Origin of the sequence: Georgenia sp. Z1344 (genome assembly GCF_049856295.1) — a bacterium.
In the GTDB taxonomy this organism is placed as follows: domain Bacteria; phylum Actinomycetota; class Actinomycetes; order Actinomycetales; family Actinomycetaceae; genus JB111.
The window spans coordinates 40,434-61,920 of sequence record NZ_JBNDMZ010000008.1 but is presented as its reverse complement, the minus strand read 5'-3'; the positions used below and the strand labels follow the sequence as shown (position 1 = coordinate 61,920).

General features: G+C 71.1%; 21 protein-coding genes and 1 pseudogene. 13 read left to right on the top strand and 9 right to left on the bottom strand.

The annotated features are described in order from the left end of the window. The first annotated feature begins 14 nt into the window (after positions 1–14). Both ACPYO6_RS10045 and ACPYO6_RS10040 read left to right on the top strand, forming a co-directional pair. Positions 15–626 carry an isochorismatase family protein gene (locus ACPYO6_RS10045; protein ID WP_425714719.1) on the top strand — a complete coding sequence of 204 codons (612 nt, stop codon included), beginning with the start codon at positions 15–17 and terminating at the stop codon, positions 624–626. Positions 627–1,017: 391 nt separating this feature from the next. After that, positions 1,018–1,818 (top strand): annotated as a pseudogene (locus ACPYO6_RS10040) (IS256 family transposase); the annotation flags it as partial. A gap of 419 nt (positions 1,819–2,237) precedes the next feature. On the opposite strand, the gene ACPYO6_RS10035 reads toward ACPYO6_RS10040, so the two are convergent. The 6 genes from ACPYO6_RS10035 to ACPYO6_RS10010 form a co-directional block, all read right to left on the bottom strand. Then, a complete protein-coding gene (locus tag ACPYO6_RS10035; RefSeq protein WP_425714718.1) occupies positions 2,238–2,813 on the bottom strand; it encodes a TlpA family protein disulfide reductase in 576 nt (191 codons plus the stop codon). Beyond that, complete coding sequence (locus ACPYO6_RS10030) at positions 2,810–3,463, bottom strand: copper resistance CopC family protein (RefSeq protein ID WP_425714717.1); 654 nt, start codon at positions 3,461–3,463, stop codon at positions 2,810–2,812. The genes ACPYO6_RS10035 and ACPYO6_RS10030 overlap by 4 nt, the downstream gene beginning before the upstream one ends. A 137-nt stretch (positions 3,464–3,600) precedes the next feature. Further along, positions 3,601–4,392, bottom strand: a complete 792-nt coding sequence (locus ACPYO6_RS10025) for a M23 family metallopeptidase (RefSeq protein WP_425714715.1) — start codon at positions 4,390–4,392, stop codon at positions 3,601–3,603. 464 nt (positions 4,393–4,856) lie between these two features. Further along, positions 4,857–6,830, bottom strand: a complete 1,974-nt coding sequence (locus ACPYO6_RS10020; RefSeq protein WP_425714714.1) for a cytochrome c oxidase assembly protein — start codon at positions 6,828–6,830, stop codon at positions 4,857–4,859. A 280-nt stretch (positions 6,831–7,110) separates the two neighbouring features. Beyond that, positions 7,111–8,022 (bottom strand): cation diffusion facilitator family transporter, encoded by a 912-nt coding sequence (locus ACPYO6_RS10015; RefSeq protein ID WP_425714712.1) that lies wholly within the window; start codon positions 8,020–8,022, stop codon positions 7,111–7,113. Then, positions 8,022–8,402 (bottom strand): ArsR/SmtB family transcription factor, encoded by a 381-nt coding sequence (locus ACPYO6_RS10010; protein ID WP_425714711.1) that lies wholly within the window; start codon positions 8,400–8,402, stop codon positions 8,022–8,024. Before ACPYO6_RS10010 ends, ACPYO6_RS10015 begins: the two co-directional genes overlap by 1 nt. Before the next feature lie 94 nt (positions 8,403–8,496). Here ACPYO6_RS10010 and cmtR point away from each other — a divergent pair, with 94 nt between their 5' ends. The 9 genes from cmtR to ACPYO6_RS09965 all read left to right on the top strand — a co-directional run bounded on the left by cmtR (position 8,497) and on the right by ACPYO6_RS09965 (position 15,373). Continuing rightward, complete coding sequence (gene cmtR / locus ACPYO6_RS10005) at positions 8,497–8,856, top strand: Cd(II)/Pb(II)-sensing metalloregulatory transcriptional regulator CmtR (protein WP_425714849.1); 360 nt, start codon at positions 8,497–8,499, stop codon at positions 8,854–8,856. After that, positions 8,853–10,760 carry a heavy metal translocating P-type ATPase gene (locus tag ACPYO6_RS10000; RefSeq protein WP_425714710.1) on the top strand — a complete coding sequence of 636 codons (1,908 nt, stop codon included), beginning with the start codon at positions 8,853–8,855 and terminating at the stop codon, positions 10,758–10,760. The genes cmtR and ACPYO6_RS10000 overlap by 4 nt, the downstream gene beginning before the upstream one ends. Before the next feature lie 61 nt (positions 10,761–10,821). After that, positions 10,822–11,430 (top strand): cadmium resistance transporter, encoded by a 609-nt coding sequence (locus ACPYO6_RS09995; RefSeq protein ID WP_425714709.1) that lies wholly within the window; start codon positions 10,822–10,824, stop codon positions 11,428–11,430. A 97-nt stretch (positions 11,431–11,527) separates the two neighbouring features. Next, entirely contained in the window at positions 11,528–12,040 is a 513-nt protein-coding gene (gene lspA, locus ACPYO6_RS09990; protein ID WP_425714708.1) for a signal peptidase II, read from the top strand. Between the two features lie 107 nt (positions 12,041–12,147). Then, positions 12,148–12,597, top strand: a complete 450-nt coding sequence (locus ACPYO6_RS09985) for a methyltransferase family protein (protein ID WP_425714707.1) — start codon at positions 12,148–12,150, stop codon at positions 12,595–12,597. A 64-nt stretch (positions 12,598–12,661) separates the two neighbouring features. Beyond that, positions 12,662–13,324 carry a DsbA family protein gene (locus ACPYO6_RS09980; RefSeq protein ID WP_425714705.1) on the top strand — a complete coding sequence of 221 codons (663 nt, stop codon included), beginning with the start codon at positions 12,662–12,664 and terminating at the stop codon, positions 13,322–13,324. Positions 13,325–13,328: 4 nt separating this feature from the next. Continuing rightward, entirely contained in the window at positions 13,329–13,961 is a 633-nt protein-coding gene (locus ACPYO6_RS09975; protein WP_425714704.1) for a vitamin K epoxide reductase family protein, read from the top strand. Positions 13,962–14,131: 170 nt separating this feature from the next. Then, positions 14,132–14,581 (top strand): TlpA family protein disulfide reductase, encoded by a 450-nt coding sequence (locus tag ACPYO6_RS09970; protein ID WP_425714703.1) that lies wholly within the window; start codon positions 14,132–14,134, stop codon positions 14,579–14,581. A gap of 3 nt (positions 14,582–14,584) precedes the next feature. Continuing rightward, positions 14,585–15,373 carry a cytochrome c biogenesis CcdA family protein gene (locus ACPYO6_RS09965; protein WP_425714702.1) on the top strand — a complete coding sequence of 263 codons (789 nt, stop codon included), beginning with the start codon at positions 14,585–14,587 and terminating at the stop codon, positions 15,371–15,373. Positions 15,374–15,394: 21 nt separating this feature from the next. Here ACPYO6_RS09965 and ACPYO6_RS09960 read toward each other — a convergent pair whose 3' ends face one another. Both ACPYO6_RS09960 and rsmI read right to left on the bottom strand, forming a co-directional pair. Further along, complete coding sequence (locus ACPYO6_RS09960) at positions 15,395–15,832, bottom strand: M23 family metallopeptidase (protein WP_425714701.1); 438 nt, start codon at positions 15,830–15,832, stop codon at positions 15,395–15,397. 275 nt (positions 15,833–16,107) lie between these two features. After that, positions 16,108–16,950: a 16S rRNA (cytidine(1402)-2'-O)-methyltransferase gene (gene rsmI, locus ACPYO6_RS09955; RefSeq protein ID WP_425714700.1), complete on the bottom strand. Its 843-nt coding sequence runs from the start codon at positions 16,948–16,950 to the stop codon at positions 16,108–16,110. A 61-nt stretch (positions 16,951–17,011) separates the two neighbouring features. Between rsmI and ACPYO6_RS09950 the strand changes: the two genes are divergently transcribed. Then, positions 17,012–18,988, top strand: coding sequence for a dolichyl-phosphate-mannose--protein mannosyltransferase (locus ACPYO6_RS09950; protein WP_425714699.1), 1,977 nt, complete (start codon positions 17,012–17,014; stop codon positions 18,986–18,988). Between the two features lie 65 nt (positions 18,989–19,053). Here ACPYO6_RS09950 and ACPYO6_RS09945 read toward each other — a convergent pair whose 3' ends face one another. Beyond that, positions 19,054–20,493, bottom strand: coding sequence for an aldehyde dehydrogenase family protein (locus ACPYO6_RS09945; RefSeq protein WP_425714698.1), 1,440 nt, complete (start codon positions 20,491–20,493; stop codon positions 19,054–19,056). Between the two features lie 211 nt (positions 20,494–20,704). On the opposite strand from ACPYO6_RS09945, the gene ACPYO6_RS09940 reads away from it, so the two are divergent. Next, positions 20,705–21,436 (top strand): DNA-3-methyladenine glycosylase I, encoded by a 732-nt coding sequence (locus tag ACPYO6_RS09940; RefSeq protein ID WP_425714697.1) that lies wholly within the window; start codon positions 20,705–20,707, stop codon positions 21,434–21,436. Positions 21,437–21,487: the final 51 nt, after the last annotated feature.

The following is a 21,487-nucleotide window of genomic DNA, read 5'->3' as shown; positions in this document are numbered from 1 at the left end:
ACGGAGCACATGCCATGAAGGGCGACCGCAGGCGCCGCACCAGGCGCGCACTGCTGGTGGTCGATGTCCAGCCCACGTTCTGCGAGGGAGGTGCACTGGCGGTCGAGGGCGGCAACGAGATCGCGCGACGCGTGGCCGAGTTCGCCCGGACCCACCGCGACGCCTACGACGTCGTGGTCACCACCCAGGACTGGCACGTGGACCCCGGGGACCACTTCTCTCAGACACCCGACTTCGTGGACTCGTGGCCGCCGCACGGCGTCGCCGGCACGGACGAGGCCGAGCTGCACCCCGCGCTCGACGACCTCGCCCCGGAGGTCTCCCTGAAGAAGGGCGCCTACGAGGCCGCCTACTCGGGCTTCGACGGCGTGGACGCGGAAGGGCGCACGCTCGCCGAGATCCTCGAGTCGCGGTGCATCGAGAGCGTCGACGTCGTCGGCCTGGCCGAGTCCCACTGCGTGAAGGCCACGGCCCTGGACGCACGACGACTCGGGCTCCCCGTCCGGGTCCTCACCGACCTCACCGCGCCGGTCTCGCGCGAGCTCGGGGAGATGGCCCGCGAGCTGCTCACGGCCCGCGGGGTCGAGCTCGTGGAGTCCGGGCTGCCCGTGGGCGTCCGCGGCTGACGCTGCTGCCCGAGACCCCGCGCGCTCTCCCGAAGGACCACTCTTTCGTCGAACACACGGGTTGTGTCAGCCCGCGCGCGCATTCCTCGTCGAACACACGGGTTGTGTTACAAGAAAAACAAAAAGGGGGGTGTTCTTTTTGAAAAACCCCTGGCCTCTATCTGCAAAACACAGGGGTGCGTCAAAGAAAAAACGGGTGGGGTTTTTGTTCTCGTGACACAACCCGTGGCCTCGATGCGCGAGAGGGGTGGAAGCGTGAGCAATGATCGGAACCTGTGGATGGCTCTCGACGAGGTGGCGTGAAGCGGGCGCACCTCCCGGGCAAGATCTGAAGCCCATGGAAGTTCTGATCAGGGTCGGCGTTGACGCGCCGGCTCGGGAAGGTGCGCCCATGCTCAAGGTAGTCCAGGAGAGCAGCGAGACCAACGACGAGCAGGCCGTGGCGGCCGGCGGGTCGCTGCTCGATGAGATCGTGCGCGACGGCGCTCGGCAGATGCTGGCCGCGGCGCTGCGCGCCGAGGTCGCCGCCTACATCGAGGACCACGCATACGAGGTCGACGAGAACGGGCACCGCCTCGTGGTCCGCAACGGCTTCCACGCCCCGCGTCAGGTGGCCACCGCGGCCGGCGCGGTGCCGGTCCGCCAGCCGCGGGTCAACGACAAGCGCGTCGACGAGGACGGCGTCCGGCGGCGGTTCGCCTCGGCGATCCTGCCCGCCTGGGCGCGGAAGTCGCCGCAGGTGGCCGAGGTGCTGCCGCTGATCTACCTGCACGGCCTGTCGTCCTCGGACGTCGGCCCGGCACTGGAGCAGCTCCTCGGCACCAGCGCGGGCCTGTCCGCGGCGACGATCACCCTGCTGACCAAGGACTGGCAGGACGAGGCCGCCGCGCTCAACGACCGCTCCCTGGCCGACACGGACGACGTCTACCTGTGAGTGGACGGCATCCACCTCAAGGTCCACCTCGACCAGGACAAGGTGTGCCTCCTGGTGATGATCGGCGTGAGGGCCGACGGCACCAAGGAGCTCGTCGCGCTCGATGACGGACACCGCGAGTCCACCGAGTCCTGGGCCGACCTGCTGCGCGACTGCAAGCGCCGCGGCATGCGTGCCCCGGTGCTCGCCGTCGGCGACGGCGCGCTCGGGTTCTGGGCCGCGGTCCGCGAGGTCTTCCCCACCACCCGCGAGCAGCGACCACACGAAGTGCACGACAACTACCAGTTGCTTTCAACCGCCGCCTAACAATAGCTCGGCCCCTGTCCGAGAAACCCCGAGCAGATCACTCTGAGGTGGCGGGCCTCCGCGGCCGCGAGCAGGCCCTTGCACGGCTTCTATCTGCCGCAGCGGGCTCTGGGGTGCCCTTCGCAGCTCTCGCGCCTGACTGCTGACCCGCGACGGGGAGGGCGCCCGGCGAACGCCAGCCGTCGGATCGGCTGAAGTCAGTAGCGCGATGTCCTAGGGAGTACGTCGAGCTCCCAGTCGGTGGTGACGGTGCGGACGGCGGCGCCACGCACGGCTTCAGGTGGTTGCTCGAGTCGGACGTGGATGCGTCTCGGTCGCCGTTCTCAACCCGTGGCAGGGTGCGCTACCCACGAAGGTGACGGCGCCCGTGGTCACGCCTCGGCGAGGACGTCGTCGACGAGACCTCGGAGGATGGTCGGGTCGAACTGGCCGACGATGCGGGCGGCGATGCGGCCCTCGCGGTCGAGGACGACGGTCGTCGGCATGGCGGCCAGCGGGACGACACCCTCGAAGGCGGCGACGGCCCGAGCGCCCTCGTCGTGGATCGACGGATAGGGGATATCGAACGTGTTCTCGAACGCCTGAGCGGTGGCGGTGTCGTCGCGGGGGTTGACGCCGAGCATGGCGATGTCGCCGTCGTAGTCCACGGCCATCTGCGCGAGGTCGGGGGCCTCGACGCGGCACGGCGGGCAGGCGGCGTACCAGAAGTTGACGACGACCGGTTGCCCGCGCAGTTCCGCCAGGTTGATCTCGGTCTCGTCGTAGGTCGTGCCCGTCAGTTCCACCGACTCACCGCGCTCGGTAGCTTCCCAGGTGGTGAACGAGCCGTCGCCGGACTGATAGCCGGCGCCGACGGCTCCCGCGTCGGCCGAGGTCCCGGCCGGCGCGCATGCCGAGAGTGTGGCCGCCAGACCGAGTGCGGCGAGCGCTGCGGAGACGGCCCTCACGACGCGTCCCCTGCGGACTGCGGCTGGTTCCCCTGCCGGCGACGGTAGATGAAGACAGCGATCACGGCGACGACCAGGATGGCGATCGGTATGAGGATCATGACGGCGACGGGCCATCCTGATGATGGAGTGGTGGTCTCCGCGGCATCGGCATCGGCATCGGCATCGGCACCGGCGTCAGGGCTGGCCTCGGTGGCCGGCGTCGTCGGCCCTACGGTGGCGTCTGCGGTTGAAGCCTCGCTTGGTGCGTCATCAGGAACGGTGACCTGCGGGTCAGCGTCCGGCCCGCTGGAGGCCACTGTGAAGCTGTACCCGTCTTCGGTGCGGTGTCCGTCGGAGGAAACCACCGACCACAGTACCTCGTACGTCCCGTTCTCCAGGGCGGGGGGGAGGTCGAGGACGACTGATCGGCCCTGGACTGTCGGTTCGCCTTCGACGACGACCTCGCCGTCGGAGTCGGTGACGAGGATGGCCGCCGGGAGGTCGAGAACCTCGGCGCTGTAGGTCAGGACGATCTCGGTAGGTGCGGCGTCCAGCACAGCGTCCTCACCAGGCTCGGCGTCGATGATGGTGTCGTGGGCGGCTGCGCTCGTGGCCGACGAAACGATCATCGCGCCGAGGAAGGCCACAACAAGTGCCAGCAAGGACACGAGGGCGATGAGGCGGGCCCACACACGTCGCAGACGGTGGCTGGAAACGAACATGGGGGCACCATATGACACCGCGGACGCTAGCTGTCAGCCCACAGGTGTCGCTCGAGAGCCACGGCGGCCAGCGTCGAGCGGAGCTACGCAAGAGCGCTGATGTCCACGGCGTCCTGCCCCTGGAGCCAGGCGATCGGGTCGGTGGTGCTCAGCTCGTCATCGGTGTGGATCTCGAAGTGCAGGTGCGGTCCGCTGGACCTGCCGTTGGATCCGACGCCGGCGATGACTTCACCGGCGCTCACGACTTGGCCTTCCTGCACGTACAGGTCGTCGGCGTACATGTGGTTGTACCAGCTGTAGAACCTCTGCCCCTCGACCTCGTGGGCGATGACGATGATCATGCTGGACCGCCCATCCCGGCCCGGTCCCACGTAGTCCACAACACCGTCGGCGACGGCGTAGATCGGTGCGCCCATCGGCGCGGCCAGGTCGACACCCTCGTGAAACGTCGGCGCACCGGTGAACGGGTCGGCGCGTCCTCCGTAGACGGAGGAGACTCGGAAGGAACTCTGCGCCAAAGGCAGTACTACCGTCGGCGGCGGTTCTGCGGGCGCGGTGGCCCGCTCCTCGGCGGCCACCTCGGGACCGTGCGTCGCCGCCTCCGGGGTCTCGCCGTTGACCGGGTCTCGCTCATCTGACCTCGCCGCCTGTTCCTCAGTGCGCGCGGGTGGTGGCACGTCGGCGACGACCTTGTCCGGCGTCTGGGTCGGGATGAGGGACGCGAGCTCCTCAGGGCCGGCGAGGTCTGGACTGGTGGGCGGCGTGAACTGCGGCGTCTCGTCTGAGTGGGCGTGTGCGGGATCGACGCAGATAGTGCCCAGCATCGGCGCCACGACTGTCACGGCTGTCAGGACTGCGATGGCTGAGTACCGCATCGCTCCGCGCCGGTGACCTCGCCGGGACGGCGAGCGTCGCCGTGCACGCGGTGGCGCCGGCTCGGTCCGCATGTCACGTCGTGACACCGGACGGTCGTTCGCCTCCCGATGAACTGGTTCATGTTGACCGAGGGCCTGGGTCGAGCGCGTCTTGCGTGAGACCCGCTCCGGGCGAGGTGTCGCGGCGGCGGATCCCGGGCTCGAAGAGAGGTCGGCGGTGGCCCGCCTGCTTCCCTTATCAGTGGCGCGATGCCTGGGGCGCTTGCGGTCGCCCGCACGTAGTTCGCGGCGAGTCACCGACGGCGTCGACGACGGCGAGAATGCATCCGAAATCAAACAGTCTCCAAGCAGCAGTTCACACAGGTACGCTCACCGGCTCTCGCGGGATCACCGGAAGGAGTGTAACGGAAAGGTCACGGCACATGGTGTGGCATGCACCGCATCGCCCATGGGGCTGTGCCTGCTCATGCCCCCGCAGACGGAGCTCGGACGTTGCGCTCGGGCGCAAGGGGCGCGCGCATCCAGACAACGATGAGTGCCAGAGCCAGGACAAGCATTCCGGCCTCTCCGATACCCCACAGCACCAGCCCGCCGGTCCGCTGGTCGGCCAGGGCATCAACCCCCCAGCTCAGTCCGAGCTGGCCGAAGTGGTCGGCAGCCAGCAGTGCGGTGCTGGAGACAAGGCCCGCGCCGGCGACCGCGTAGAACACCATCGCGGCGATCGCTGCGGCCAGGCGAAGCGCGAGGGGCGCACGACGCCTGCGGCTGGCCAGGAGGGCATGAACCAGGACGGAGCCAGCCGCGACGATGTACACGATGGACAGCGCGTGCCAGACGGGGCTGTCCAGGGCGCCCGCAAACAGCGGCGAGGAGTAGAAGACCACGAGGAACGCGCCAACGTGGAGAGTGGCGACGACGGGGTGCGTGAGAAGCGCCACGACCCGTGAGTCTCTCACGGACCCCATCCACTCTCGCGGTCCACGAGAACCGTCGGCACGCGGCGGTAGTGCCTTCAGGGCCAGGGCGAGGGGCGCTCCGAGAACGAGCAGTATCGGCACCACCACGAGGAGGACCATCTGGTGAGCCATGTGGGCGCTGAATGAGACGCTCCCGTAGACCGCGACGCCGCCGTTGGTGGCCCAGAAGAAGAGGAGCACTCCTGCCACCCAGCTGGTCGTACGAGCTGCCGACCAGGACGCCCCCCCGCGATGAAGCCGCCATACCCAGGAGAGGTAGGCCGCCAGTGCGGCGAGGGCCACGAAGGCGGTCAGCGGATCCGGGCGCCACTGTGCGAGATAGGCCCATGCTGTCGGGGCCGGGGGTTCAGGGTATCCGGTCAGCAGGTAGACCAGGCTGGCATCGACAGGTGGCTCCTGTGGTTCTGGTGGCGCGGAGGATCCGAGGGCCACCGCCACGCCGATCACCGCGCCCATGATGAGGACCTCGACCCCGGCCAACCGCCAGAACGCCCACCCGGCCCCCCCGCTCGGGGCGCGCGCCTGCCGGATCGCCGGGATGGTCTTCATGCGATGAAGCCAGCCTGCCAGGCCTAGCGCCACGGTCAGGATCACCTTGATCAGGATGAGCTGACCGTAGGGGTGCACGAACAGGTCCAGCGGCGTGGAGAGCCGGATCCACGCATTCGCCGCGCCGGCAACGGTCGCAACCGCAAAGGCCCAGAACGCAATGCGGGAGTACCGCTGAGTGACCTCCGCCAGGCCGGGTCCGATCCGGGAGGCGACCACGCACAGGACGCCCAGGCCCCCGACCCAGATCGCGACAGCTGCTACGTGCAACCACCACGAGGTCACAGCGAAGTCGTGGTTGGCCGCACCGGCGGCATGACCGGTCACTGAGACCGGTGAGAACGCGGCGATGGCCAGCACGGCGGCCCAGGCCGCCGACGTGTGGCCACCGATCGCCGCGGCCGCAGGTGCGACGGCCGCGGCCAGGAGAGTGGCCACACCCAGGTACCGGCCCATGTCGATCTGTGTGACGAACTGGATGAGCTGAGCACCGTATCCAGGCCCGTCGATCACCGTATCGAACGCCGCGGCATGGGTCAGGAGCAGGTGCGCCAGCTGCGCCAGTGCCCACACGGCTGCGGCGATGACGGCGATGTTGGCCACGCGCCGCCACGTCGGATCCTCGGGCACCGTGGCCGGACGGTCCGCGAGCGAATGATGACCACCAACGTCCTGCGCCGGCCCGGGCGTGTCGCGAGGCAGGACCACCGCGCACAGCACGAGCGCTCCGATCGCCACGGTCGCGGCTACGCGAGCCAGTGCGGTCACAAGTGGCAGGCCCCACCGCACCAGGGGACCGGGGTCGATGAGCTCGCGCGGAGCGGCCGCTCCACTGAGCGTGAGGCCCGCCACCATACCCACGACCACCAGCGGCAGGGCGGCCACCGCCCACGGCCACGCCGATCTGGCCACCGGCGTCCTCCCCGGGGGGAGACTGTCGAGCGTGCTCCTCGTCGGGGCGGTGCGGCCACCGCGCTCCGTCACCGCACCACCGTGGTCGCGGTCATCGCCACGGACGTCAGCGCGATCAGGTCGGCGCCGAGCCGCGCCACGAAATACCGAGCCCGGCCCGGTCGTCGGCCGTCACCGGGCCGAGGACCTCTGCCCTGCCGTGCTGCCATCGCGGACTCCTTGACATCGGCTTGAAGTTGAAGGTGCGTATCCCCACGCGCGAATGCTCGTGTTCTGGCTGCTACCAGCTCAGGTCGTGACAGCCGCCGCCGGCAACTGGTTCGACCTGCAAGGTGGCGTGGTCGATACCGTAACGATCACGCAGCACCCCGTGGGCGCCGGCAAGGACAGTGCCATGGTCGGCGCCTGTCTCGGCAACCAGGTGAGCGGTGGCCACGTTCATCCCCGACGTCAGGGTCCACAGGTGCAGGTCGTGGACCTGGGCCACGCCCTCGACCGCGTCCAGGGCGCCGGCGACATCCTCGGGGTCGATCCCCTGTGGGGCGTGCTGGGCCAGGACCGCCACCACCTGCCGGCCCAGGACGACCGCCCGGATGATGACGAAGACGGCGATGAAGGCCGCGACCACGATGTCCCAGATCGGCTGGCCGGTGAGGATGATCAGGACGCCGGCGACCATGACGCCCACCGACCCGGCGGCGTCGGCGATGACCTCGTAGTAGGCGCCCTTGACGTTCAGGCTCTCCTTGGACCCGCTGCGCAGCAGCAGCATGGAGGCGATGTTGATCACCAGGCCGGCGAACCCGACCGCGAGCATCGCCCCGGAGGCAACCTGCGGCGCATCGCCCAGCCGGCTGATGGCCTCGACCACCACATACACCCCGACCGCGAGCATCGCCAGCACCGCCAGGCCCGAGGCGAACACCTCGGCCCGGTAGGAGCCGTAGGTACGCCGGCCCGTGGAGTCCGGGCGACTCGCGATCCGGGTGGCCAGCAGGGCCGCACCCAGCACCACCACGTCCGCGGCCATGTGCCCGGCATCCGACAGCAGCGCCAACGACCCCGACACCAGCCCCGCGACGAGCTCGATGAGGAAGAAGCTGGCGGTCAGGGCGAACGCGCCGGCCAGCCGCCGGCGGTAACGGCCACCGGCGTGCCCGGCCGTCGGGGCGTGGCCGTGTCCCGCGCCCATCAGATCTGCCCCTCGTGCCGGGTGTGCTCCCGGGAGACGTCCAGCAGCATCCGCACGTGAGTGTCGGCCAGGCGGTAGTACACCATCCGCCCCTGGCGCCGGTTGGCTACCACCCCAGCGGTGCGCAGCACCCGCAGCACCTGGGACAACGACGCCTCCGGGACGTCCACGACGGCGGCCAGGTCGCACACGCACAGCTCGCCCGCCTCCAGCAACGCGTACAGCACCCGGGCCCGTCGCGGGTCCCCGAGCAGCTTGAACAGCGCGGCCAACCGGCCGGCCTCACCCTCGTCGGGGATCTTCTCCCGGGTCAGCGCCACCTTCTCCGGGTGATGAGCGGTGGCGACCTCACAGGCATCCGATGCCAACGCAACACTCATAGTATGACCATACACCTATAGAGATATGCAGGTATTGCGCGTGGCGAGCACCCGCGCCGACCGGAGAGTTCAGCGCCTGCTGTATGGTCAGCGCATGCTGACTATTGCTTCGCGGCTGGACGTGATGAACCGCTTGGGTCGGTCGATGGCCGACCCCACCCGCTCCCGGATCCTCATGACGCTCCTCGAGGGGCCGAGCTATCCGGCGGTGCTCGCCCGCGACCTGGGCCTGACCCGATCGAACGTGTCGAACCACCTCACCTGCCTGCGGCATTGCGGCATCGTCGTGGCCGAGCCCGAAGGCCGCCAGACACGGTATGAGATCGCCGACCCGCACCTGACGGCAGCGCTGACCGCGCTGGTCGAGGTCACTCTGGCCGTCGATGAGAACGCGCCGTGCGTGGATGCCACCTGCACGGTGCCCGGCTGCTGCCCGAGCGGGACCGTCGCATGAGCGCGACCACCCACGCCCCCGTCGAGCAGCACGAGAGCGACGACGAGCACGAGGCCCCGTGGTGGGGTGACCGTGCCGTCATGATCCCCGTCGCCTCGGGGGCAGCGTTCGTCGCCGGGGTCGCCTGTGAGTGGACCGGCGCCCCGACAGCGGCGCTGGTGCTGTTCTGGGTCGGCCTGCTGCTGGGGGCCTCCACGTTCGTTCCCGGTGCGCTGCGCAAGCTCGCCACCGGCAAGCTCGGCATCGCGCTACTGATGACGATGAGCGCCACCGGCGCGGTCATCCTGGGACACGTGGAGGAGGCCGCCGCCCTGGCCTTCCTCTACTCCATCGCCGAGGCCCTCGAAGACCGCGCCATGGACCGGGCACGCGCCGGGCTACGCGCGCTGCTCAAGCTCGTGCCCCAGAGCGCCACCGTGCTCACCCACGGCAAGACCGTGACCGTCCCGGCGCGTGACCTGACCCCCGGGCAGGTCATGGTCGTCAGGCCCGGTGAGCGGATCGCCACCGACGGCATCGCCCGGACCGGTCACAGCAGCCTGGACACCTCCGCCATCACCGGTGAGTCCATCCCCGTCGAGGTCGGCCCGGGCGCCGAGGTATCCGCCGGGGCGATCAACACCGCCGGGGTCCTGCGGGTGGAGGCGACCGCACCCGGCACCGACAACTCCCTGACCACCATCGTGAGCCTGGTAGAGCAGGCCCAGGCCGAGAAGGGACAACGCGCGCGGCTCGCCGACCGCATCGCCCGCCCCCTCGTGCCCGGCGTCCTGGTCCTGGCCGTGCTCGTCGCCGTCATCGGCTCCCTCGCCGGTGACCCGCAGACCTGGATCACCCGCGCCCTGGTGGTGCTCGTGGCCGCCTCACCGTGTGCGCTGGCGATCGCGGTGCCCATCACCGTGGTCTCCGCGGTCGGTTCGGCCAGCAAGTTCGGCGTCATCATCAAGAGCGGCGCGACCTTCGAACGCTTCGGCGACATCAGACACGTCGCCTTCGACAAGACCGGGACCCTGACGGCCAACCGGCCCACCGTCACCGCTGTCGTCCCCACCACCGATGGCACCGAGGAGCGGGTCCTGGCCTGGGCCGCCGCGCTCGAGCAGCACAGCACCCACCCGCTCGCCGCCGCCATCACCCAAGCCGCCCCCGCAACCCCCGCGGCCCAGGGCATCACCGAGGAAGCCGGCCTCGGCATCCACGGCTCCGTCGACGGCGTCATGATCAGGGCCGGCAGCCCGCGCGGGGTCGACCCCGGCCACCTCACCGAACGGGTCCGTGACCTCGAATCGCAGGGGATGACCGTCGTTGTTGTCCACCGCGACGGCACGGTCGCCGGGGCGATCGGGGTGCGTGACGAGCTGCGTCCCGAGGTCCCCGAGGTCATCAAGACCCTGGCGGGCCAGGGCATCGGCGTCACGATGCTCACCGGGGACAACGAGCGGGCCGCCCGCGCGCTGGCCGCGCAGGCCGGCATCAGCGACGTCCGCGCCGAACTGCGCCCCGAAGGCAAGTCAGCCGCCGTGGACGAGCTCAGCGCCCGCCGGCCCACCGCGATGATCGGCGACGGCATCAACGACGCCCCGGCCCTGGCCGCGGCCGATGTCGGGATCGCGATGGGGGCCACCGGCTCCGACGCCGCGATAGAGTCCGCCGACATCGCCTTCACCGGCCAGGACCTGCGCCTCCTGCCCCAGGCCATCACCCACGCCCGACGCGGGCGGCGCATCGTCAACCAGAACATCGTCCTTTCGCTGCTCATCATCGCCGCCCTACCGCCGCTAGCCGTCACCGGCGTCCTGGGCCTGGCCGCCGTCGTCCTCATCCACGAAGTCGCCGAGGTCCTGGTCATCCTCAACGGCCTGCGCGCGGCACGCACCCACCACACCACCACCCCCGGACACTGACCGCCCGCCGCGGGCCATCGTCGTGCACCGGCGGCAGCCGGCTGCGCTCTGAAAGGTACTCATGGAACTGCTCACCCCCGTCCTGCAGGCCATCGGCCTGTTCGTGGCCACGAACATCGACGACATCATCATCCTGTCCCTCTTCTACGCCCGCGGGGCCGGCCAACCGGGCACCACCCGCAAGATCCTCGCCGGCCAATACCTCGGCTTCGGCGGCATCCTGCTGGTCGCCGTGGTGGTCTCGCTGGGAGCTCGCACCTTCCTGCCCGAGGCCGCCCTGCCCTACTTCGGTCTCATCCCCCTCACCCTGGGCCTGTACGCGGCCTGGCAGGCGTGGCGCAACCGCGGAGATGACGATGACGACGACGAGGCCAAGGTCGGTGACCGCCAGGTCGGGACCCTGACCGTCGCCGCCGTGACCTTCGCCAACGGCGGGGACAACATCGGGGTCTACGTCCCCGTCTTCGCCACCGCCTCCACCACCGCCGTCATCGCCTACTGCGTCGTCTTCCTCGCCCTGGTCGGACTGCTCGTGCTCACCGCGCGGTACGTCGCCACCCGCCGGCCCATCGCCGAGGTCCTCGAACGCTGGGAACACGTCCTCTTCCCGCTCGTCCTCATCGGCCTGGGCATCGTCATCCTCCTCGACGGCGGTGCCTTCGGCCTATGAGGTCGCTGACGCTCGACGCATCGTTTGAAGGAGCAACCGTGAGCCCTCACGTGCAGGATGCAGGAGTCCACGCGACCGACACAGGAACGGCGGCCCCATGACCACACCGAATCGCGCCTCACCGAGGAGCGGCACCAGGGCCCGGGTCACCCTCGTCATCACCGTCGTGCTGCTGGCGGCGGTAGACCTGGCGGTGAAGGCGTGGGCCGGTGGGGCACTGGCCGACGGTCACTCGATGGACTTGGGGCCCATCGAGCTTCGGCTCGGTTTCAACGCTGGAATGGCCTTCAGTCTCGGCGATCATCTGCCAGCCGGTGTCGTGCTCGCCACCACGGGGCTCGCCATCGGCGCGCTGGCTGTTTTCGCCTGGCGTGCCACCCGCACCGCAACACGCTCAACGTGGTTGGCGCTGACCGTGATCATGGCAGGCGCGGTGGCAAACCTGATTGACCGTGCCTCCGACGGTGTCGTGACCGACTACCTGCACACCGGCTGGTTCCCCACCTTCAACCTCGCGGACGTCTACATCACTGGTGGGGCCATAACCCTGGTGCTGGTAGCCCTCACCAGCGGCGACAGGACCGAGAACCCGACCGCCGCAGAACTGTGACTCGACCCGAGGAGACCCATGGCCGCCGAGACCGCCGCCGCTGCGGCACTGACCCTGTACCTGGCCGGCTTGGCGGCCGCATTCGGCGCGCCTCCTGGCGCAGAGGTGTGGACACCACCGAGCGCACCGACCTCGTGACCTCGGGCATGTTCGCCGTGGTCCGCAAGCCCATCTTTACCGCCATGCTCACCGTCATGCTCGGACTGGCCCTGCTGGTCCCCACCGGCGTGACCGTCGCGGCGCTCCTCTGCCTGTTCCTGGCCGTGGAGATCCAGGTCCGCCTCGTCGAAGAGTCCAACCTGCTGCGTACCCACGGCCCCGCCTACACCCGCTACGCCCAGCGCGTCGGCCGGTTCCTGCCCGGTCTCGGCACGCTCGCGCCGCATCCCTCCCAAGCCGACGAACGACCTCGATCGCCTGAGCTGGTGGCGCTCTATCGGTGGGGCGGCGCCGACGACGACACCCCAGACCGGCGGCCCGGGCCTCACCAGGCCGCGCAACGCGGTGGCCGTGGTACCCGGGCGAGAAGGTACGGTACAGCCGACGCCGCACTATGAGACCTAGCCGCCGCACACCGCACCGACGAGCCGGTGGAACGCATCGCGTGAAGCAAGGATCCGAATGACCAAGAACGTGAAGCTGTCGCTGCTCCTCGTGGGCTTCTTTGCCGCCGTGGTGGCGGCCATCGTCTTCATCACCACATCTGGCTCCGGCCCACAGACCACGGCCAACGCCTCCAACGAAGGCGCCGCCGCACCGCTGGTGCGCGACGACAGCCACCACCTGTCCACCGCCCCCGACGGGCGGGTGACGCTGGTGGAGTTCATGGACTTTGAGTGCGAGGCCTGCCGGGCCGCCTACCCAACGGTGGAGCAGCTGCGCCAGGACTACGCCGGAGAGGTCACCTTCGTGGCCCGGTACTTCCCCCTCCCCGGCCACGTCAACTCCGAGAACGCGGCCGTAGCGGTCGAGGCCGCCGCCCAACAGGGCCAGTTCGAGGCGATGTACCACAAGATGTTTGAGACCCAGCCGCAGTGGGGCGACCAGCAGACCTCCCAGGCCGACCTGTTCCGCACCTTCGCCCAGGACCTCGGCCTGGACATGGCCACCTACGACCAGACCGTAGCCGACCCGGCCACCCTCGACAGGGTCCGCCAGGACATGGCCGACGGGGTGGCGCTGGGTGTACAGGGCACCCCCACGTTCTTCCTCAACGGGCAGATGATCTCCCCGGCCAGCCTCGAGGAGTTCAGCGCCCTCATCGACGCCGCGCTGGCCAGCTGATCAGATGTTGCCCCTGGCACCACCTCGCGGTCAGCGGGCCGCGGACAGCGCCACGCCCGGCCCGCCGCGCCATCTGACGGCGCTGCTGGTCGCGGCCGGCACGATCGGGCTGGTCGCTGCCGTGGTGCTCCTGGTGGAGAAGATCGCCCTCATCGCCGACCCCACCTACGTGCCCAGCTGCAGCATCAACCCGGTGCTGTCCTGCGGGTCGGTGATGAACACCCCCCAAGCCGATGCCTTCGGGTTCCCCAACCCCATCATCGGGGTGGCCGGGTTTGCGATCCTGCTCACCGTCGGTATGGGTCTGGCGGCCGGCGGCAGGTACCGGCGGTGGTTCTGGCTGGGCCTGCAGGCCGGGGTCACCTTCGGGGCCGGGTTCGTGCACTGGTTGATCTTCCAGAGCCTGTACCGCATCGAGGCGCTGTGCCCGTACTGCATGGTCGTGTGGGCCGTGACCATCCCCGTGTTCTGGTACACCACCCTGCACAACCTCAGCGCCGCCCACCTGCCCGCGCCCCGCGTCCTGCGCCGAGTTCTGCTGGAGTATCACGGGGTGCTCCTCACCGGCTGGTACCTGGTGATCCTGACGCTCATCGGCGCCCAGTTCTGGACCTACTGGCAGACCCTGCTGCCCTGAACACCACCAACCACGCGAAAGAAAAGTCTTCACCGATGCTTGACCATGCCCCAGGCCCAGGCCCAGGCCCAGGCCCAGGCCCAGGCCCAGCCCCAGGCCCAGGCCGCCGGGCTCACCGCAGCTGCGCACAGTCGCGGCGACCCGGCTTGCCCTGGCCACCCTCCCTGGCCATGTGGACCCCCGACCAGCGCGGTGAACCGATCGACATGACGGGTACCAGCTACCCCGGGGAGAGCATCGACCTGGTCAACTGGCTCGGGAACGTGGTCATGCGGAACTTCTGGTACGCCGCACGCCCCCCGTGCCGGGCCGAGGCACCAAACCTCAAGGCCATCACCGAGGACAACCAGGACCAGGGGGTGCGCATGCTGGGAGTCAACCCCCGTGACGACGCCGCCACCGCCCAGGCCTTCGAGCGCACCTTCAAGGTCCCTTACCCCTCCTTGCATGATCGGGACGCCCGTGCCGCGGCGGCCACGGGTGGGGTCGTGCCGCTGCAGGCCATGCCCACCACCGTCGTCCTTGACCAGCAGGGCCGGGTCGCCGCGCGCATCCTCGGCCAGTTCGACCGCACCACGCCGCGCGGCCTGATCGCCGACACCCTCGCCGAGAGGGCCTGAACGATGTGGGACCAGCTCGGCTCCTTCTTCGCCAGCACCGTGCTCACCGGCCCCATGCTCGCAGCCCTTCCCGTGGCGGCGATCGCCGGCTTCATCTCCTTCGCCTCCCCCTGCGTGCTGCCCCTGCTGCCCGGGTACGTCGGCTACCTCAGTGGCATGGCCGGGGTCACCACACCCGACACGCCACTGATCGGCGGACCCCAGACCAAGGTCCGTGACCGCCGGCTGCTCGCCGGGGTGCTGCTGTTCGTGGCCGGCTTCACCGCCGTGTTCGTCCTGCTCGGCGTCATCTTCGCCTGGCTCGGGATCCTGCTCGCCCCCTGGCTCGACCTCACCACCCGCATCCTCGGCGGCGTCGTCGTGCTCATGGGCCTGGCCTTCATGGGCTACGTCCCCTTCATGCAACGCAACCGGCGCCTGCACCTGACCCCCCGGCAGGGCCTGTGGGGTGCGCCGCTGCTTGGGGTCGTCTTCGGACTGGGCTGGGCCCCCTGCATGGGACCGACCCTGGCGGCAGTCCTCAGCCTCGCGTTCAACGAGGCCGACCCCGCCCGCGGCGGGATCCTCGTGTTTGCCTACAGCCTCGGGCTGGGTATCCCCTTCGTCGCCGGCGCGATGCTGCTGTCCCGCTCAACCCGGGCACTGGGCTTCCTGCGCCGACACCGCCGCGCGTTCCAGCGCCTCGGCGGTGGGCTGCTCGTCCTCCTCGGACTGGCCATGGTCACCGGTCTGTGGACCTGGGTCTCGGGCTACCTGCAGGGCCTCGTCGCCAACTTCCAAACCCTGATCTGAGGACCCCGACCCGCGCCGAGCTCACGCGCACAGACGGCGCTCGCCCCACGTCCACCCCCACGTGGCCATGAAGGTCTCCGGCGCGGTGTGCCGACCCCGGTCATAGACCCTGAAATGCAGGTGACAACCGGTGGAGTTGCCGTCATTGCCCACGGCGGCGATGACCTGCCCGGCGCCCACCCGCTGCCCGACACGGACACCCACTCCGCCGGCGTACATGTGGTTGTAGCTGGTCTGCAGCCCGCCGCCGTGGTCGATGACGATCACGTGTCCCGTCAGGCCCAGCCGGGGACCGTAGGAACTGGTGATGGACCCGTCGACCGGCGTCACCGACTGGCCACTACCCGCCTGCCCGGGCGAGAGCGCGGCGGAGGCGGGCAGGCAGTCCAGCGCCCCCGTGCTCGCGGAGGGGGTCGGCCGCAGGTTCGCGTGGGGGTGGTCGTCGTGGTTCGCGGTCACCGAGCCGCGGCCGGGCAACGGCGTCCAGCCAGCCTGCGGCTCGACGGCGTGCCAGATGGCCTGGTGTCAGATGATGTAGTCCACCAAGAGACGATCGGCGTGCTCGGTGAGGTAGGCGACGACCCGATCCCCCAAGCCCGCAGTCTTGACCGGTCATGAAGTCCACGGCCAGCCCGGCCGGGTGCCCCCCTGCGTCGACGGCGCTGGCGCGGTATCCGCCGATGTCGGCGACGCCCTCTGGGTCAACCTTTGATGAGGCACTCGGATGTTCCGGGTCAGTGCGTGGAGCGCGCCTCCAGCGCGGCGGCGTACAGGTCGTTCTTGCGCAGCCCCGTGGCCGCGGCCACCTCGCCCGCGGCCTCCTTGAGCCGCATCCCGTCCGCGCTGAGAGCGAGGACCTCCCCGACGCCGTCCGTGAGCGTGACCTCCTTCGGCGCGGCTCCCCCGACGACGACGCAGATCTCCCCGCGCACCTCGCCCTCCCACGCGGCGAGCTCGCCGAGCGTCCCGCGCCGGACCTCCTCATATGTCTTGGTCAGCTCGCGCGCCACGGCGGCCGGCCGGTCCGCACCGAACGCCTCGGCCATCGCGGCCAGCGTCTCGAGCAGCCGGTGCGGCGCCTCGAAGAACACCAGCGTGCGCTGCTCGTCGGCGACGGCGGCCAGCGCCCTCGCCCGGTCGCCCGCCTTGCGCGGCAAGAAGCCCTCGAACGCGAACCGGTCGGTCGGCAGCCCGGACAGCGCGAGGGCGGCGAGCACGGCCGACGGCCCGGGCAGCGTGGAGACCCGCACCCCGGCGTCGACGGCGTGGCGCACCAGGCGGTACCCGGGGTCGGAGACGGCGGGCATCCCGGCGTCGCTGACGACGAGCACCGTCCCGCCCGCGAGCGCGGTGTCGAGGAGCTCGGCCGAGCGCGCGTCCTCGTTGTGCTCGTAGAGGCTGACGACGCGCCCGGTGACGCTGACCTCGAGGCGGCGGGCGAGGTCCCGCAGCCGGCGCGTGTCCTCCGCCGCGACGACCTCGGCCGACGCGAGCGCCGCGCGCAGGCGGGGCGACGCGTCGCCGGCGTTGCCGATGGGGGTGGCGGCCAGAATGACGACGCCGGACTGCTCGCTCATGTGGTCAGTGTCCCCCGCGGACGGTCACCGGTCGGGCCCGCCGTCTCCCTACACTCGCCGCGTGACGTCGAGCGGACCCGGGCCCTACCCCGCGGACGACCCGGACGGCGGCGGAGCGAGCGCAGCCCCCGGGCGCGTCGGTGACCCCACGGGCGACGGAGACCCCGGGCACGCGGGCGCCGGCGAGCACTCGGACGACCCAGCGGCGACCACGTCCCGTCGGGGACGCGCTGCCGGCAGGTTCCGCCGCGATGGCGTCCCCCGCCCGATGCACGGCTCAGCCGACGAGGTCGAGCAGAACCTGCGCGCGCGGCTCGGGCTGCGCCCGCTCGGCGAGGTCCTCGACCCGCGCACCCGCCTGCTCGGCTGGCTCGTCCCGCTGCTCATGGGTGTGCTCGCGGCGGCCGTCCGGTTGCCCCGGCTCGGCGTCCCCGGCCGCCTCGCGTTCGACGAGACGTACTACGTCAAGGAGGCGTACTCCCTGCTCACCCTCGGGTACGAGGGCGACTGGGAGGGCGACGACGCGAACCCCCGGTTCGCCGAGGGCGACTTCGGTGCCCTGAGCACCGAGGCCGACTACGTCGTCCACCCCCCGCTGGGGAAGTGGCTCATCGCCATCGGCATGCGCCTGCTCGGCCCCGAGAACCCCGAGTCCTGGCGGCTGAGCTCGGTGGTGGCGGGCGTGCTCATGGTCGTCCTCGTCACCCACCTGGGCACGCGGCTGTTCCGGTCGGCGCTGCTCGGCGGGGTCGCCGGGTTCCTCCTCGCGGTCGACGGCGTCGGCATCACCTCGAGCCGCATCGGCCTGCTGGACGTCTTCCTCGCCGTCCTCGTCCTCGCCGGGACGATGCTGGTCCTCAAGGACCGGGAGTCGACGCGGGCGATCCTCGCCCGCCGCTCCGCGGAGCAGATCGCCGCCTCCCCGGACGGACGCCTGCCCTCCGGGCCGGCCCCCCGCGTGGGGATCCGCTGGTGGCTCGTCGCGGCCGGCGTCGTGCTCGGCGCCGCGTGCGGCGTCAAGTGGTCGGGCGCCTACGCCATCGCCGTCCTCGGGCTCATGGTCTACGTGTGGGACACCGCGGCCCGGCGGGCGGTCGGGTCGCGGCGCTGGATCGCGGACGGCGTGTGGCGCGGCGGCGCACCGGCGTTCTTCGCCCTCGTGCCCACCGCCGCGCTCGCCTACCTCGCGAGCTGGGCGTCGTGGTTCGCGTCGTCGGCGGGGTTCAACCGCACGTGGGCCGCCGACCAGCGGGCGGCGGGGCTCGAGACCGGGTACCCGTCCTGGCTGCCCGACTCGTTCGTCTCGTGGTGGGCTTACCACGCACGGATGATGGAGTTCCACACGGGCCTGGTCAACCCGCACGAGTCGCAGGGGCACCCGATGGTGTGGCTGCTCCAGCTGCGACCCACGCTGTTCTACCGGGCCGGCGGCGAGGAGCGGTCGGCGCTCGGCATGTGCGGCGACGAGCAGTGCATCGCCGGCGTGACCTCGATCGGCAACCCGCTGACGTGGTGGCTCGCAGTCGTCGCCCTCGGCGTGGTCCTCTACGCGGCTCTCCGGCTGCGCGACTGGCGCGCGTGGGTGATCCTCTCGGGCTACCTGTCCATGTGGCTGCCCTGGGTGGTGCTGTACTCCCACCGCACGATCTTCCAGTTCTACTCGGTCGCGTTCGTCGCGTTCGTCGTCCTCGCCCTGACCTACGCGCTCGGCTGGCTCCTGGGGATCCTGCGGCCGCCGACCGACGCGCCGCTGGGTCGCGGACCGGACGTCGAGCGCGAGGCCGAGCGGTGGGCGTGGCTGCGCCGGCACTTCGCGCGTCCCGACGACCGGACCGCGATGCCCGACTCGCGTCCCCGCCCCTCCCTCCTCGACCTCGCGGTCGCGGAGGACGCCTCGACGACGACGAACCGCTCGGGCCTGCTCGCGCTCGTCGTCGTGCTGGGCTCGGTGGCCGCCGTCTCGGCCTGGTACTACCCGGCGTGGACGGCGTGGAACCTGTCCGAGGCCGCGTGGGAGCTGCGGGTCTGGGGCGGCTGACCCCTCCCGCGCACAGCATCGGCGGTCGGTGTGGCGCAGCGTGACCGGCCGACCCTCGGCGCGTCCTACCGCCGGGGCGAGACGCCGAACATCGCCCGGATCATCGCGCCCGTCCGACGGCCGTACGGCGGCCTGACCAGCGCGAGCGTGTCGGGGCGCAGCGGCTTGGCGAGCACCGACTTCTCGTGGCTGAACCGCCGCACGGACTCCTCCCCGTGGTACGCGCCCGTTCCCGACTCGCCCACGCCGCCGAACGGCAGACCGGGGACGGACAGCTGGAGCATGGGCGCCCCGAACGACATGCCGCCCGCCCGCACCTCGCGCACGAGGCGGGTGCGGTCGGCGTCGTCGTCCGTGAAGGCGTAGGCGGCGAGCGGGTGCTCGCCCGCGCGGATGTGCCCGATCGCCTCGCCGAGACCCTCGACGGCGACGATCGGGAGGACCGGGCCGAAGATCTCCTCGGACATCACGGGGTGGTCGGGACGGACGCCGGTGAGGACGGTCGGCTCGAGGTATCGCGAGGCGGCGTCGCGCCGGCCGCCGTGATGCAGGGTCGCGCCGGCGGCGACGGTGTCGTCGAGCAGCGCCGCGACGCGCGCGTGGTGGTCCCCGCTGACGATCTGGCCGTAGTCGTCGCTCGTCGACGGGTCGGCCCCGTACATCTCCCGCGTGACGGCGGCGAGGTGGTCGGCGAGCGGTTCCGCGGCCTCCGGGGTGGTGAACACGTGGTTGGGCGCCACGCACGTCTGGCCGGCGTTGAGCCACTTGGCCCAGGCGATGCGGTTGGCCACCGCCGCGAGGTCCTGGCGCGGGTCCACCCACACGGGGCTGCACCCGCCGAGCTCGAGCGTGACGGGCGTGAGGCGCTTCGCCGCGGCGGTCGCGACGATCCGGGCCACCCGGGCGCCGCCCGTGTAGAAGATGTGGTCGAGGCGCTGCTCGAGGAGGGCGGTCGTCGTGCCGGCGCCGCCCTGGACGGTCGCGACGACGCCCGGGTCGAGGTACCGCCCCACGAGCGAGGCCAGGGCGAGCGAGGTGGCCGGGGCGATCTCGCTGGGCTTGAGAACCACCGTGTTCCCGGCGGCAAGCGCACCGACCAGCGGGGCGAGCACGAGCTGGACCGGGTAGTTCCACGGCGCGATCACGGCGACGACGCCGAGCGGCTCGCGCACGACGCTCGCCGAGGCGGGCAGGAGCGTCGCAGGCACCGGGACCCGGCGGTTGCTCGTCCAGCGCCGCAGGTGGCGCACGGTGTGGTCGAGCTCGCCGATCGTGAAGGCGATCTCGGCGAGCCAGCTCTCGGTGGGGTGGCGGCCGAGGTCGGCGGCGAGCGCGTCCGCGAGCTCGGGGCCGCCCTCGACGAGGAGGCGCCTCAGGTCGGCGAGGTGTCCACGTCGCGCGGTGCGCGCCAGGGTCGCGCCCGCCTCGAACGTCCTGCGCAGTCGGGCGGTCGCGGCGGGGACCTCGGGGGCGTCCTCGGGGACGGTCGGGCGGGTCTCGGCCATGTGCTCGACGGTAACCGGCGGAGGTCCCGGGCGCCCGTGCGGGCCGATCCCGGTCGCCCACGACCGACGCCTCCAGCGTGCCGGCGCTCCCCGCGAGCGTCGGCACAGCGGCACACCGCACGGCGGTCCACAGGTGCCGGTCGCAGCGCCGCATCCACAGATGTGCCACCACGGGGTGCGTGGGCCTCCCGGCCCGGGCGACGATGCAGACATGGCGGGGACGGGCAGGGACGAGACGGACGCGGGAACGACGACGCCGGGCACAGCGTCGGGAGGCGCCGCGGCAGCAGGCAACGCCACGGCGGCGGGAGACGCCGGGTCGGGGGACAGCGGGACGCGAGCCGACGACGGGCTCGTCGTCGGCGCGGACGGCCTGGCTCGCCCGGCCTGGGCCGCGAGCGACCCGACGCTGCGGGAGTACTACGACACCGAGTGGGGCATGCCGGTGCGGGACGAGCAGGGGCTGTTCGAGCGGATCAGCCTCGAGGTCTTCCAGTCGGGGCTGTCCTGGCTGACGATCCTGCGCAAGCGAGAGGCCTTCCGGGAGGCGTTCGACGACTTCGACCCCGACGCGGTGGCGGCGTTCGGGGACGCGGACGTCGACAGACTGATGGCCGACGCCGCGATCGTGCGCAACCACCGCAAGATCGAGTCGACGATCGACAACGCCCGGGCGACCGTGGCGCTGCGGGCGGACGGCGGGCTGGCCGAGCTCGTGTGGTCGCACCGTCCCGACGTGACGCCGGAGCCGCAATCGTTCGCCGAGGTCCCGAGCTCGTCGCCGGAGTCGGTCGCGCTCGCGAAGGCGCTCAAGGCCGCAGGCTTCCGGCACGTCGGTCCGACGACGATGTTCGCGCTGATGGAGGCCGTCGGGATCGTCGACACGCACCTGGTCGGCAGCCACCGGCGCGGAACCTCAGCGGTGTGGGACCCGGCGGGCTGAACGCACCGCAACCGCGAGTTCGTCATCGTCGAGCGCGAACGTGTCGAGACA

Bases quoted from the DNA above. Each gene is read 5' to 3' on its own strand.
- ACPYO6_RS10045 (WP_425714719.1), top strand. From the start codon at position 15: ATGAAGGGCGACCGCAGGCGCCGCACCAGGCGCGCACTGCTGGTGGTC.
- ACPYO6_RS10025 (WP_425714715.1), bottom strand. From the start codon at position 4,392: ATGCGGTACTCAGCCATCGCAGTCCTGACAGCCGTGACAGTCGTGGCG.
- ACPYO6_RS10015 (WP_425714712.1), bottom strand. From the start codon at position 8,022: ATGGGCGCGGGACACGGCCACGCCCCGACGGCCGGGCACGCCGGTGGC.
- ACPYO6_RS10010 (WP_425714711.1), bottom strand. From the start codon at position 8,402: ATGAGTGTTGCGTTGGCATCGGATGCCTGTGAGGTCGCCACCGCTCAT.
- cmtR (WP_425714849.1), top strand. From the start codon at position 8,497: ATGCTGACTATTGCTTCGCGGCTGGACGTGATGAACCGCTTGGGTCGG.
- ACPYO6_RS10000 (WP_425714710.1), top strand. From the start codon at position 8,853: ATGAGCGCGACCACCCACGCCCCCGTCGAGCAGCACGAGAGCGACGAC.
- ACPYO6_RS09995 (WP_425714709.1), top strand. From the start codon at position 10,822: ATGGAACTGCTCACCCCCGTCCTGCAGGCCATCGGCCTGTTCGTGGCC.
- lspA (WP_425714708.1), top strand. From the start codon at position 11,528: ATGACCACACCGAATCGCGCCTCACCGAGGAGCGGCACCAGGGCCCGG.
- ACPYO6_RS09980 (WP_425714705.1), top strand. From the start codon at position 12,662: ATGACCAAGAACGTGAAGCTGTCGCTGCTCCTCGTGGGCTTCTTTGCC.
- ACPYO6_RS09975 (WP_425714704.1), top strand. From the start codon at position 13,329: ATGTTGCCCCTGGCACCACCTCGCGGTCAGCGGGCCGCGGACAGCGCC.
- ACPYO6_RS09970 (WP_425714703.1), top strand. From the start codon at position 14,132: ATGTGGACCCCCGACCAGCGCGGTGAACCGATCGACATGACGGGTACC.
- ACPYO6_RS09965 (WP_425714702.1), top strand. From the start codon at position 14,585: ATGTGGGACCAGCTCGGCTCCTTCTTCGCCAGCACCGTGCTCACCGGC.
- rsmI (WP_425714700.1), bottom strand. From the start codon at position 16,950: ATGAGCGAGCAGTCCGGCGTCGTCATTCTGGCCGCCACCCCCATCGGC.
- ACPYO6_RS09945 (WP_425714698.1), bottom strand. From the start codon at position 20,493: ATGGCCGAGACCCGCCCGACCGTCCCCGAGGACGCCCCCGAGGTCCCC.
- ACPYO6_RS09940 (WP_425714697.1), top strand. From the start codon at position 20,705: ATGGCGGGGACGGGCAGGGACGAGACGGACGCGGGAACGACGACGCCG.